Source organism: Chengkuizengella axinellae, from assembly GCF_030730905.1.
GTDB lineage: Bacteria > Bacillota > Bacilli > Paenibacillales > KCTC-33759 > Chengkuizengella > Chengkuizengella axinellae.
On record NZ_JAVAMP010000006.1, the window covers coordinates 52487 to 67273 of the forward strand.

9 protein-coding genes and 1 pseudogene are annotated in these 14787 nt (G+C 35.6%); 3 read left to right on the top strand and 7 right to left on the bottom strand.

The genetic code is table 11. The features are described from left to right. Positions 1-141: 141 nt before the first annotated feature. On the bottom strand, positions 142-690 hold the full coding sequence (locus Q5Y73_RS13475) for a hypothetical protein (RefSeq protein WP_305992434.1): 549 nt from the start codon (positions 688-690) through the stop codon (positions 142-144). Next, positions 690-7079, bottom strand: a complete 6390-nt coding sequence (locus tag Q5Y73_RS13480; protein WP_305992435.1) for an RHS repeat-associated core domain-containing protein — start codon at positions 7077-7079, stop codon at positions 690-692. Before Q5Y73_RS13480 ends, Q5Y73_RS13475 begins: the two co-directional genes overlap by 1 nt. A gap of 811 nt (positions 7080-7890) precedes the next feature. Here Q5Y73_RS13480 and Q5Y73_RS13485 point away from each other — a divergent pair. Beyond that, a pseudogene (locus tag Q5Y73_RS13485) lies at positions 7891-8469 on the top strand (SpoVR family protein); the annotation flags it as partial. Between the two features lie 206 nt (positions 8470-8675). Here the strand turns inward: Q5Y73_RS13485 and Q5Y73_RS13490 are convergent. The 5 genes from Q5Y73_RS13490 to Q5Y73_RS13510 form a co-directional block, all read right to left on the bottom strand. Beyond that, positions 8676-8945 (bottom strand): hypothetical protein, encoded by a 270-nt coding sequence (locus Q5Y73_RS13490; protein ID WP_305992436.1) that lies wholly within the window; start codon positions 8943-8945, stop codon positions 8676-8678. A gap of 149 nt (positions 8946-9094) precedes the next feature. Then, positions 9095-9415 (bottom strand): hypothetical protein, encoded by a 321-nt coding sequence (locus tag Q5Y73_RS13495; protein WP_305992437.1) that lies wholly within the window; start codon positions 9413-9415, stop codon positions 9095-9097. Between the two features lie 51 nt (positions 9416-9466). Then, the gene (locus tag Q5Y73_RS13500) at positions 9467-9919 is read right to left on the bottom strand and encodes an SRPBCC family protein (protein ID WP_305992438.1); all 453 of its coding nucleotides are present in this window, start codon (positions 9917-9919) and stop codon (positions 9467-9469) included. 233 nt (positions 9920-10152) lie between these two features. After that, on the bottom strand, positions 10153-11946 hold the full coding sequence (locus Q5Y73_RS13505) for a Xaa-Pro dipeptidyl-peptidase (RefSeq protein WP_371320213.1): 1794 nt from the start codon (positions 11944-11946) through the stop codon (positions 10153-10155). A 522-nt stretch (positions 11947-12468) separates the two neighbouring features. Beyond that, positions 12469-12936, bottom strand: coding sequence for a hypothetical protein (locus tag Q5Y73_RS13510; RefSeq protein ID WP_305992440.1), 468 nt, complete (start codon positions 12934-12936; stop codon positions 12469-12471). Between the two features lie 294 nt (positions 12937-13230). Here Q5Y73_RS13510 and Q5Y73_RS13515 point away from each other — a divergent pair, with 294 nt between their 5' ends. Continuing rightward, positions 13231-13890 carry a futalosine hydrolase gene (locus tag Q5Y73_RS13515; protein ID WP_305992441.1) on the top strand — a complete coding sequence of 220 codons (660 nt, stop codon included), beginning with the start codon at positions 13231-13233 and terminating at the stop codon, positions 13888-13890. Then, positions 13887-14717 carry a 1,4-dihydroxy-6-naphtoate synthase gene (locus Q5Y73_RS13520; protein WP_305992442.1) on the top strand — a complete coding sequence of 277 codons (831 nt, stop codon included), beginning with the start codon at positions 13887-13889 and terminating at the stop codon, positions 14715-14717. Before Q5Y73_RS13515 ends, Q5Y73_RS13520 begins: the two co-directional genes overlap by 4 nt. The last annotated feature ends 70 nt before the right edge of the window (positions 14718-14787 follow it).

The window sequence follows — 14787 nt, forward strand, 5'->3', positions numbered from 1 at the left end:
TGGTACATCAGGTCTGCCATGATCTGTATAATCATTATTGCCTATTCTTCTTCCAAATTGATCAAAGATAGTTTATTGACTCTAATGTTTATTCTGCACTGGGTAGCCTCAAATTTCAGAAATTCCTGACTATTTTTAAATTCAATTTAGACTTTTAAGTATTACGTCTTCCAATTGGTAATCATCAGATATGTTAGGATCAATAGCCAACAATTTAACGATAATCTCGGTCACTTTGGAAAACGAGAGTTGGCTTGAACCTACGAGTCCATGAGCACCAATGTTAAAGTTCAAAATACCTCCTGAAAAATTAGGAATTTCACTTAGAGTTTTTTGTACACTACTTAAAATAGCTTCACCATATTCCTTAGGCAATCCAATGTGAACTTCATCAGAGCTTGAAGCAATATTATTATCTAATTTTTCCCCTTCATCATGACTGACACATACGGTAATTACTAATTTGTTTTCATTATTTGGAATAAAATCAACCCCCAAAAATGCGTAATTACTTACTTGTCGTGGGGAAAGTAGAAGTTCCAAAGCTAAACTACACGGCTTTATTTTCAATCCTTTATTTATTGTTAATAAAAGTTCAATTCTATCAATATTATCGTAATCCATTCTTGGTAAGTCATTTATCCATAGTTTTCCCTTTCGGTAATGCCCTAAGTTTTTTAAATTAATCATTAATCTATCCCCCAAAATTTCTTCCAAGCCCCACCAAAGTTTTCTGGCATTGATTTTATCACATCTGGATGATATACGCTAAATGGGGAAACTTCATACTTTTGAAGAGCCTCCTTATGTGCAGTATCATAATCAATACCTTTCTTCATCTTTGTAGATTCTGAAACTTCATGCATATAAAAACTTGCATCTGCACCTGATATTTTTTTCTTATTAGCCGTTGCATCTTCAAGTCTTCTAATCATGGCTGTATTTTCTGGAAAGTCTCCAAACTGTGACAGATGACTTTTGACAATATCCAATCCTTTTTGAGAAACATTAAGTTCTTTTCCTTCTAGTCTTCCGAGTCCTTGACCTGAGATGCCATTAAAAGATGGATTGTATGCCCCAGTTTTACCTGCTCCATTATTATCAATCATTGATAATTTCGAAAAATCTTTAGACTCTTTCGATGCTTTTACACCAGTTTTAGCATTTCCAACTAACTTTCCTAATTTAAATACTTTACCTGCAGGTAAGAGACTTGCTCCTGCTACTACCCTTTCAGTGAAAGAAGCATCAGAATCTAATACGGTTCTAGCATCATCAAATACAAGGAAATTTGCTGCTGATTTCGTAAAACCCCATGTTTTTCCAAGAAATCCAACATCATCACTATCTCGACTTAAACCAAAAGGATCAATATAACTAACTGGATTCCCATTGACATAAGCATACTTATTCAGTGATAAACTGCTGCTGATACTGCCTTGAACGACATCTCGATTGATAAATCGTTTAATATCTGGATTGTAGTAACGTGCTCGCATATAATACAATCCATTATCATCGGTGACGACTCCATATTTTCCATTATACAGGAATGGATGATCTGCAGCGCCTTCTGAGTAAAGAAGTTCACCATAAGGAGAATACGTATATTGATCCGTAATTTCTCCGTTTTCATTGGTTAAAGCAACGGTGCTTCCTCTACGATCGTAATGATATGCACTATAATCACCATTTGCTGTTTCTTGAGCGATCAGTCCTAATCCATACACATAATAAGTGATTGGATTCCCCTCTGCGTCCACTTCCATCAACAATTGACTATAGTACGCATGAGGGTTCACTACTTGATAAGTTTTCTCATTTGTTATTGTATTTGTGACAGAAGTTCGAATATCTTCTGCATTATACGTATAAGTAAAATCACCAGCTCGGATCAATCGGTTTTGTGCATCATATTTCATTTGCTCCATGACACCATTGACTGGACCATAAGTCATATTGCCGTCTGCATCATAGAGCACAGCCTCTCCATTATAGGTTTCCAGACGATTGTCCGATGTGTAAGTCATGTTTGTTTCTTGTGTAGATAAGTCTGTACTTTTCTGAATGGATTGAATGTTTCCACCTATGTCATACGCATATTGATAATTTATAATCGATTGATCTAACGGTTGTAGAATATTTTCAGCATTGGTTAAACGGTCTAGATCATCATAAACATAGTTTTTCTCCCCTTCTGAAACGACATTATTCGATGCATCATACGTAAAGGTTTCATAATGAATGATATCCCCGTTTGCCGTCTCATCCTTTAGTTCGATCAATTGACCTGCTACATCATACGTTCTAGTTTCAATTGAAGCATCAGAACGAAGAGTAGAAATGAGTTTGTTATTTTCATCATAGGTATAGCTGGTAACTCTTCCTGTCCAGTCTGTCACACTTTTCATGTTTCCAGCTTCATCATACGTATAAGAAACAATCTTACCATCAGGATACGTCAGCTGAGATATGTTCCCGATCTCATCATATTGATATTCAATTTTATTGCCATACTCATCCGTGTACGATACAATGCGATCCAATACATCATAGACTCTAGTGATGGCTTTTCCATCTTGATCTGTTACCGTAAGTCGATTGTTATTCTCATCGTAAGTTATATCTATTGGTGATTCAGGTGAGACTGTTTTAATTAAACGTCCGATAGCATCATATTCAAAGGTGGTTACTTGATCTCTCGCATTTTTCTTTTGGGTTAACAAATCACGTCCATCATATTGGTAAGAGAGTATTCCACCACTATCCAATGTCTCTTGGATTAATCTCCCTGCTACATCATATTGAAAAGAAGTTTGAACGCCATTCGCATCCGTGAATGAAACAACTTGTCCTTTACTATCAAATGATTGCTGGCTTACACCGCCCATGGCATTGATAGATTGAATGAGCTGATTCACTGCATCATATTGATACGTTTGAATATTGCCTGATGGATCTGTCAATGTTGTTAAACGTCCGATAGCATCATAAGCTTGTGATGTTGAATTCCCCAGTGCATCTATTGTTTGAATCGGCAGGTATCCATCGTTATAAAGGACAGAAGTGATGTCCGTTCCTTTCGCATCCAATTCAGAAATGACATTTCCGACAGCATCATATTGCGTTGTTAATGTATTTCCTAATGCATCTGTCACACCGGTTTGACGCCCATTCGCATCGTAGGTGTAAGTGGTTGTATTTTCTAGTGCATCGGTAATATGCGTTAGGCGCCCTTCTTTGTTATATACATATAAAATAACATTGCCTAATGCATCTTCTTTTTGAATAAGCTCATCTCTTTGATTATAAGTGTACGAAGTCGTATTTCCTTTAGCATCGGTCTCCGTTAAACGATTCCTATTTTTATCATAGGTATATTGCGTTGCTAGATTCAAAGCATTGGTTTCACTTAAAAGATTTCCTAAAACATCGTAAGTAAATGTACTTTTATTTCCTTCCGAGTCCGTGGTACTTAATAAACGATCCATAGAATCATAAGTATATGTTTCGATATTCCCTACTTCATCCGTTGAAGAAACAAGACGATCTAACTCATCATAATTCATGGAAACCGTATTACCGAGCGGATCAATGGTGCTAATCATTCGACCTTTAGCATCATAAACCCGTTCCAGTGTGTTCTCTTTTGCATCCGTTGTTGTGATTAATTGATTGACGTGATTATATGCATAACGAGTGGATTGATTTGCTGCATCGGTTTCAATCACAAGATTTCCATTGGAATCATATACATAACTTGTTGAATTGCCCAACGCATCTGTTTTGCTTAATAAGTTTCCCGTCCCATCATAGGTATAATGCGTTTCGTTTCCTAACGCATCCACTTCTTTGATAATATTTCCTTTAGAATCATATACATATTGAGTAGTGCCTGATAGTGCATCCGTTACTTGAGTCAGTTGTCCAGTGGCATTATATGTTGTAAATGTTGTATTTCCATCCCGATCTGTTGTACTGCTTACGTATCCTAACGGATCATACGTGAAGAACTTACTATATCCTAGTGGATCTGTCTCTATCAACAATTGATCGATAGCACTATATTCTTTTGTTGTCACATTGCCCGCTGGATCCGTAATCTGAATGACTCTTCCTTTGGCATCATACGTTTGGATCGTTTCATTGCCAAGGGGATCTATGATTTTTTGCAAACGGTCTTCTGCATCGTATTCATAGAAAATAGAATTCCCTGCTCGATCTTGCACTGAAATCAGCTTTCCATTTGCATTGTAGCTATAATTTGTTGATTCTCCTAAGACGTTCGTTTCTTGTAAGAGATTCCCCTGCATATCATATGCAAATTGCGTAGAATAACCAAGCTGATCAGTTTTTTGAGTCACATTGTCCAACGCATCGTAGGTATAAGTAACGACTTCCGTTTCAGAAAAAGTCTCTTTCATTAATCTACCAATCTCGTCATATTCATACTTTACGATATTCCCATTCGGATCCGTTTTCTCTTGTAACATCCCATTGACACTAGTGAATAATGTTTCATCCCCATTAAAGTTCACCATACTATGAACATACCCAAGGTCATTATAGGTGTTCGTTAGGGTATTGCCTTCTGGGTTCGTTACTTGAACAAGACGATTATACTCGTCATATCTATTTTCTGTTGTCTGATGGATTGCATCGGTAAATCTGATTAAATTGTTTCGATCATCATAGGTCATCGTTGTTGAATTTCCTAGCGGATCAATGATCTCTATTTTGTTTCCACGTTCATCGTACACATATTGTTCTGTTTGATTCAATGACTTGGTTTCTTTGATCAGATTACCTAGACCGTCATATTCCATGGTCGTTACGTGACCTAACTCATCCTCGATACGCACTAATCGATATTGATAATCATGAATAAGCTTCTTGATTTGACCATCTCTTTTTGTCACCAATGTGATCAAAAATCCAGGCTCACTTTCTTCATCATACTGAAACGTAGTGATCCCGTTCCCTTCTACACCATCATCTTGAGCAATCACACGACCTAACTCATCATACGTGTTTAGAAAGATTTGTACACCTTGTTCTGTAGAAGATATCACTCTTCCTTGTTCATCATACGTATACGTTATGATTTCACCTCTAGCGTTTGTAATCTGGGTGAGATGATTGTTTGCATCATATTGAAATAAAACCACTCGATTTAAGTTATCCGTTAATTGAGTAAGTTGATTGTTCAGTGAATATGCAAATTCAAAATAAAAGCCTGTGTCTTCTTCTATGACTTTAATTAGCTGATTTGTACTTGCATCATACTCAAAAAAGGTACTTTTCCCGTGTCTATTGATTAATTCCATTAATTTTCCAGTAGAATCAAATTGATAGATTTTTTGATCCTTTCTTTTGATGGTATAGCTTCCATCTTCATTTTGGGTGAGTTGATCCCACCTTGTTGCTCGGTCAATAGAGTCATACGTACCATCTACATTTAGAATAAAACGATTCTTTTGATGATTAGACCAGTGAATCACGACAGAATTTTCTGATTCTTGTTCTAAATAAGTATCAAAGTTATGGCTCCAACCTATTCCTAATGAATTATCATTCAATAAGAGCGAATTATATGCAGTTTTAAATGCCAGTTTCTGTGGTCCGTGCAACTGTAACAAATTACGATGGATCACCATCGCCCCAGAGGAAGTATCTACAGGATCCGCATGAAAAGATCTTGTATCTGCAAAAGAATAATAGTCTATACTTTGTATTTTTGTAGCTGCATCTGAACCTGAAATGGGGGTAGATCTAACATCTGTATAAATAAAATTACCAGCAGTCATATTTATCAAATTAGAAGTTGCATCAGTTGTAGTAGAAATTGTGGTTGCAGAGACTGGCAAAATGATGGAAACATCTTCAAGATTTGCTCCTTGTGTCCAACTCCAATTCAAAACCATATCATCTGATGATATTAGAACTTCTTTTAATACAGATTCCGTTAATGATTGTGTATAAAGTTCTAATTCATTCCAATACCATAATTCGTTACCTGTTCCTTTTGCAGTAAGTAAAATTGTATCTACCATTGCAGGTGTTGTTAATGGAATATATCCACTACTAATTTTTACATCATTTCCCTTTACACCCATATCATAAGTTGCAACAAGATTTCCTTGATATAACAATGAAATAATTGGATGATGATTATAATCAAATATATCCCAGCTAAGTCCTGATCCTTGAAATCCATGAACTAATACAGGTTGAATTTTCATAGAAAAAAACCATCCACCTGGATTATAATGTCCATCTAAAGTCTTCGTTTCTATTACATTATTGTACAAGACACGCATTCTACTATGTTCAACTTCAAGCACTGTACTTGCGCTTAAATATGCATATGGACTATTCCAATCACCATTTAAAACATGTTCATATGACACATATTGCAGTGATGAACCTTCTAACGATACTGCATCATTTTGAGCATACTCTGTTAACCAATTCCACAATTCTCTTGTCACGGTTACAGATGTATCCGTCGATGTTGCTATCGCTTCATCGAGTAATTCTTTCCTTTTGTTATACATATCTTGGGTCACTGCTCCCAATACCTCTTGGTCTGTAAACTCTAATCCTGATGCAACTGCTAATGTTCCAATGATCAGTTGTTCTTTTGCTGATAATGCTTCTAAGGAATTTACAGTTCCCTCAGATATTGTTTCTTCTATTACTGGCTCTTCTGTGACCGGTGTTTCTTCAGGCAGTGGTTCTTCTGTTACTGGCTCTTCTGTGACCGGTGTTTCTTCAGGCAGTGGTTCTTCTATCACTGGCTCTTCTGTGACCGGTGTTTCTTCAGGCAGTGGTTCTTCTGTCACTGGCTCTGCTACCGGTGTTTCTTCAGGCAGTGGTCCTTCTGTCACTGGTTCTGCTACCGGTGTTTCTTCAGGCAGTGGTTCTTCTGTCACTGGCTCTTCTTCCATCGTTGGTGTTTCACTTTCAAATGAAATAAAGCTATTTGTAATTTGACTTGCATAAGTGGGAATAATAGTGCTACTTAAAAAAATTAAAATAAAAACTAAAAGTAAACTTTTATGCAAAGTTTTTTTCAATATAATTATCCTCTTTTCTTTTATTGAAATTTTAACTAACCTCTGAAATATTTCTTAACTTACATACCTGAAGACAAAACTTTGAACCTTGTAAAATAACTGAAGATGGTTCTGATGATAGACGACTAAGAGACACGACGGTAAATTAATACTATGGCATCAATATGGGATTGTCTACCAGTCATATAGGACTATTTGTAATTTCTTGTAATATACTTTTATAACTAAGTTTATATTACGAAAGCATCAAAAGGTTATTTTCCTTAGAACATTCGACTCATTTATATAAACTTCAACAAAACATGACTTTAATTTAGATAAATAAGATAGCAAAAATAATCTTTATCAAATTTAATTTTCCTTAAAATCTCTATAACAAGAAGAGTTTCATTAATTGATTTCTTTGATTCTCTGTGTAATCTCCATATCTTTCAAAAAAGGGATGAAACTTTTTTTGGCAAATGCTGAGAGTGAGATCTTGCAAATGAAATGTTACACGAAGTAAATAATTAAAAAGCAGAGAAGATTAAAGAGGTGTAAAGAAAGATGTGATGAAGATTGGACTAAACATATAAGAGGAGTATTAAAGGTGAAAAAATTGTAAATATGCACCAAAGAGTATGAATAGTTTTATACATTAAGGTTTGTTTTTAAATATTGTTTTGGAGGAACTCTGGATGATGGTGAACGCAAACATTTACAATTTGTTTTTATAGAGATATCAAATTTTATTATGGGACTTGAAATAAATACATCTGTACAATTACTTCACTTATTTAAAATAAATTAAAATCCTTAGAAGAAACACGTTTGGGCGTCATATTGGCACGTACGCATCCTAAGAGAAATGGATCTAACCTCTGAAGAAACCATTGAATTCGCCAAACTAAACTCTTCAGTAGTTCAGCCATCACAACACACCTTGAATCCGTATTATCTAGGACTTAAAATATTTGAAGACATTGAAAAGCGTTATGATAGAGATAAAATATTTGAGGTGCGTGAGATGGATTCTGATACTTCTTTTATTCGCAACTATTTAACAAAAGATTTAGTTGAAGATTTAGATCTTTATATTTTCGAAAAACAAGGTCGTGAGTGGAAAATTACGGATAAAACATGGAAGAATATACGTGACCAGCTGGTGTCCTCTCGAACAAATGGTGGTTTCCCTTATCTGGTTGTTGAGGATGGCAATTACAAAAACAATGGTGAGTTATATATTAAACATGAATATGAAGGGCTTGAATTGGATTTAAAATATACTGAACGAACACTACCTTATTTACAACAATTATGGGGGAAAAATGTTCATCTAGAAACTAAAATTGAAGATAAACCGGTTGTATTTTCTTTTAAGGATCAGAAGATGCAGAGGAGGTTTTTGTGACAGAGATGCTCCTTTCGGGGCATTTCTGTTTTTTAAATATGTTAATTTTTTGTTTCAATATTCATTTAAATCATACCTTGTATATCTTTTTAAATATTCACTATCTTGAATCTCATCAAGCCAATCGAATGTATCCACAAAGGAAATTCTAATAAACTTTCTAATTCATTAACAGCTTTCTCAAGGTCTTCCATTTTAAGAATTTTTCATATTTTCTCATAATGTTGATTACCTAATATTCCAGATAAAAGATGGATATCTGCATGTTTATCATCAAGTTCATACATATCTTTATGATTACACCAAAGTTGACCCGTTAAATATTCACCATTGAAGTAAATATTCATATCAAAAACATCATCATCAAAATATGAAATCGTTATAATAGGATGAGAAACAAAATTGGATAATGCTTTCCCTACTATTTCAACTTCTCCCCCACCCAAAACAATCATTAAGAACACTTGTCCAACCACTACTTGTCTCTCCTATTTAAAACTCATTTTTATACAACATGGCTTTATTCAAAAGCCCCCTCCAAATTATCAAAAGCCACCTACTCTATTGTTGATTCCCTAAAGAGATGAACTAATATATCATTTAGCAATTCCAAGAAGTATCCATTTTATTTTTGCAACCCATTATCTTCCTCCATAATATATATTTTACCTAGAAACCCTTTCACTGAAATATCTAATTTGTATTTCCGATCATCGTAACTACGATATTTGCTACTCATTTCTAGTACAAATATACCTGATTTATAACTACTCTTAGCGGTTTGGAAAGTAATTGATTTTGTTTCTCCATTTTCTTCTAGTTCAAAGTCAAAGACAGAACATTTATCATTATAATGCTTCCAACATTTCACATTATATCTTTCTTCCATCCATTCAGAATAATCATACGAAGTCGGTTTCATTTTATTCACAAAAATGCTAATCATAATAATGAATATTCCTACTAGTAAGATAAATTTTTTAGTATTTATCATTTTTCAATTATTCTCTGCGATTTTTTTCAATCGCTTATTTCGTTTTGTTAAAAATGTACGCATATACTTTTCTAAAAAAAGAACGTCAGCAAGCTTTCCAATCACACCAAAGGGAGAAGTATAATCAAACGTATCTATCATCAAAGTTCCCCCTCGATGAGGTATAAACTCATGAGTGTGCTTAAAATGTTTAAATGCTCCACTTACTTGTTCATCCACAAACATGTTTGGACCCTCTAACTCTGTAATCTTTGCTGTTAGTCTTTGACGTATACCAAAATGAACGGCTTCCCATGTCACTGATTCATGAAGCTCTACCAATCCACTTGTTCTACCTGCAACAACCTTTTCTTTAGTCTGAGTTGTAGTTTCCATATGTACTTCAATACTTCGAGCCAAATCAAAACATATTTTTGGAGGTGCGTCAATAAACATTGAAATCTTAATGATGGGCATTTTCAACCGCTCCTAACCAGTTAAATAATAACAAATTAAAGTGGAAGTATACTTTATTATATAGTATACAGAGGCAAAACGGCTCCATTACTTTTAAACTGAGAAGAAACAACTCAGTCCCTTGCATGTCAAACAAAAAATACGCTGGTTCTTTAAAAGATCAACAATAAAAACTCACGATTGATCATGAATCTATCGTGAGTTTCTATATGAAGTTTCTCTTTATTTATCTTTTATTTTATAGCACCTTCACCGCCCACAATTGGTAAAACCACTTTACTCTCTTCAGGATATATAGTTACTTTTGTACCAGATGGAGGACGAAGCGTATAGTCATAATCACTTGCTATAAATACAATGCCTATTCGATGACCTTGTTCGAATACATAATCATCTGGTTGCATATCCCATGTAAAAGTATACTCTTCATTTGGTTCTATTGGTTTTGACTTGTTAATATTATTTATGTTTTGCGGGTCCATCCAGCCTCTTGTCACTATCTTTGCAGAGGAAGCACTATAATCAACTAATAGAACTGTTAAGTTTGAAACTGGCTGATCAATACTCGCTTGTATACTTACTTCAGGTGTACCGCTTATTCTAACTGAGTCGGCAAGTTCATTTGTCGTATATAATATCCGATAAGGTTTACTCTCTTGAGGATGAGCTACTAAATCGACTGCATTTATCATTGGATCATCAATTAACGATGCCACACCCGCTTGATCAGTAGAAAGTTGATCTAAATACAGTGCAGTAGAAACGGTTCCTTCTGCAGGCCATTTGTCTTCCAAGCTCCATGATAAATCTTCACGCTGAATGTCCACCAATGGTTCATTCATAATCCCGTTATCTATGTCATAAAGCCAATAGTCAAACCATTTGTGCAATGTATCTTCCCACTCCACCTCACGCACTCTACTTGGACTAGTATGACCCTGTTGATGCAACCATAGTTTTCGAGAAACCTTATTTTCTCCTAACGCATCCCACAATTGAGAAAACTGCTTTGTTTTTACATTCCAATCATTAAGTCCATGAACAATAAATACACTTGCGTTTATTTTATCTATATCATTCATATAGTTTCTTTGATCCCAAAATCCATTGTAATCTCCCGTTTCTCTATCTTGAGCTTGCTTCAATTCATCAACAACCTCATGACATACTTCCGGGTTTTCCCTTGTAAGTACAGCATCTGCTAATATGTCTGTGTCTTCTCCCTGATACCCTCCAGGTGCAACCACAGCACCGTTAGCACGATAGTAATCGTACCAGTTGCTAATTGCTGCAATTGGTACAATGGTTTTTAAACCTTTCACACCAGTTGAAGCAACTCCGATATCAAGGGTACCATTATAAGAGACCCCAATCATCCCTACATTCCCTGTTGACCAATCAGCTGATATTAGCAGCCCATCTTCAGAATAAGCTTTTGTGCGTCCATTCAACCAATCAATGACAGAGCTAGCAGCAAGAACTTCATTTTCATCACCAACAGTAGGACAACCATTTGATAAGGCTGTACCAATACTTTCAGCCACTACTATAGCATAACCACGAGGGACGAAATAATTTTCATAAGGACCAGGAAAATCAACCTCTGCCAAAGCACTATAAGGCTTTCCATTCACTTTCCCATTTCGATCAACAGGATTTAACGCTACGTCAACATCATAAAAGCTTAGTGAATTCAATCCATACCTATAGGGAGTAATTTCATAAATAACCGGCACTTTTATTCCATCCTCTGTTTCTTTTGGACGAATAACACTGGCATGAATCCGGTCTAAATTTCCATCATTGTCGGAATCCACAGAGGTCTCAACAAAAACGGATTCAATGATAGCTTCATCCAGATTGAAGATTGGCTGAGTCACCTGATCAACGACAAGTATTTCTTTTATATTCTCATCCTTTTCATTTCCCTTGTGAGATATTTGAGTATTTTCCTTTGTTAAGATTTCTTCTCCCTCCACTAACTCATCTCCATCGATACTTAGGCTCTGAAAAAACAAAAACATCATGAGCAATAACACTAACACGAATCCAGAAATCAAAACATTTTTTTTACTTACCATTAAAATTCCCCCCTCATTTCCTAATATATGAAAATTAGAAAGTCTAGTATATCCAAGATGTAATTTTCTCTACAAATATTTAAACATTAATATCCAAATTATGATAATAATATCATAATTGTAAGTAAAACTTCCACATGATTCTGGTAAAGAAAAAGATTACAGCCCCAAGGGGGTTACATAGACTTTCTATCTATCCCTCCAAATATCTCAGGTTCTCCTCCCTTCTCAATCCACCGTATGACTTCACGCTAACACTCCATATCTGTTCCTTAATCTCTGGGATTAAGACAGAGAGGAGAAAACTGTTGCTTACTTTGGCAGGGACAGAGTATCTATACAATAATGAGTTGTTTTCTTGCTTTTCATCCTGCTTCCCTCCCCTAACATATGCGAGTTACTTTCCTAACATAAAAAGAACGTATTTCTACGCCCTTTCTGCTATCCTTTTAACAATATTTATTTTAACTATGATGTAATTACAGTGGCTTTAAGACTTCGGGATCCAATTCCAATAAAAGCTACTTCACTTTCATTTGCAGTGACCCGAGTACATACAAGATCATACGAATTGTTTCCTGCAATTGGATCCTTATCCACTACAGGAAAGTTTGGAAAGTTTGTATAATTGAAAGTTTCATTTGGAGGTGACGAATAATCCATTTCATCATTTATTGTTGCAATGGGAGTGTTATTACGAAAAAGTTCATATGTCATTACAAAAGTCGTAGGGTTACCCGCAGTAGAAGCTCCCACACCCACCTGAACCATTGAATCAATACATACTTGTGTCCTCTGTGGTTGTTTAACACACACATCGACGGTAGCAACAGTTGTAGGCGTGTTTCCTTGAAGAAAAATCACATCTGGGTCATTAAATGGATTATCTACTGAAACACTTTGAGCTACAACAAAAGGTTCTTCTTTTATTCCCACTCCCAACTCATTAAATTACCCTTCACCTTATCTTATGAACAATCTAATGTAGTTGCTTGGACTCTTATCTATGGGCTGGAATGTAAAAAAGAGCGCTTATTTCGTTCGTTTTTAGTTAATGTTGATAGCGCATCCTCTACTTGATATCGTTAAAATTATGATAGTGTATTTCTCTATATCTTATCTTTACTTACAGAATGATCATAAGTAGATTTTTTGCTCAATAATAAGTATGCTTATATTTAGAAAGTTTTTTGAAAATGATTAGCAAATAGACTCTAAGGAAGATATTCAATGATGGATAAAAATAAAAAACAAATATTGATTGTGACTGCTGTGGAAGCAGAAAGAGACGCCATTATGAAAGGACTGTACAGAACTGAAAACATTCATGTCATCGCTGGTGGTGTTGGACCTGTATCTGCAGCTGTGAATACAACAAAAGCTTTATGCACCTCAAAATACGATATAGTGATTAGTATGGGAATCGGTGGAGGATTTGTTGGTCGTGCTGAGGTAGGTTCAATTGTAGTTGCAAACAAAATTATTGCTGCTGATTTAGGTGCTGAAACTGCTGAGGGTTTTAGCAGCTTAGATGAACTCGGTTTTGGTTCAGCACAGTTGAAAGTGAATCAGGACCTTGCAACAAAGATATTTGAATCACTTCATAAAACCATACCAAATGTTCACCTTGGTCCAATATTAACACTATCGACCGTTACTGGCACAGCTGAAACCGCAGCAAAACTGACCAATAGAATAAAAGGGGCAACAGTTGAGGCTATGGAAGGTTTTGGAGTAGCGACAGCAGCCGTTAAATTTGATATACCTGTTTTAGAGATTCGTACGATTTCAAACCCCGTAGGACCCAGAGAACGAGAAGCATGGCGTATGAAAGAGGCGTTTGAAGGACTTACTAAAACAAGTACAGTACTACAGGAGGTTTTCTCATGAAAATATACTTTTCACCTTGTCCTAATGACACATTTATTTTCCATGCTTGGGTACATGGACTGATACCAAATGCTCCAAAACTGGATGTCACTTATGCAGATATTGATATCACCAACAATATTGTAACTTCTTCAAATGATAGTAAACCTGATATATTAAAAATATCCTACGCAGCTTTACCATGGGCACTTTCAGAATATGAACTTTTACCATGCGGAGGAGCACTTGGTAAAGGGTGCGGACCACTATTGCTTACTAACAACAAGGGGATAATTACTCAAGATCCAGACTCATTATCTGGAAAAAGAGTTGCTGTTCCAAGTGAAAAATCAACAGCGTATTTATTATTTCGATTATGGGCTGCTCAAAATGTAGCGAGTGGTGTAGGAGAAATTATCGTTATGCCATTTCATGAAATTATGCCTGCGGTTCGTGATGGAAAAGTGGATGCAGGTTTAGTGATCCATGAAGCAAGATTTACTTATCAAACTTATGATTTAACCATGATGGTGGACTTAGGAAACTGGTGGGAGACTGATACAAATTTACCTATTCCACTAGGAGCTATCATCGCTCGTAAATCTCTAGATCTTGAAGCCATCACATCATGGATTCGTGCATCTGTTCAATATGCATGGAAACATCCAGAAGCTTCAAAAGATTATGTAATGAATCATGCCCAAGAAATGTCTCTAGAAGTAGCTAAAGCACATATAGATTTATATGTTAATGACTTCAGTGCCAATCTTGGAGAACAAGGATATGAAGCTATTCATACGTTACTTAACAGAGCCGCTGAACAAAATTTAGTCCCTGCTATAAAGTAAACCTTCCTTTCAGCAGGGTCTCCTTCCCAAAAAACACGCACACCATTTTATAAGGAATCCGAATCCAGTC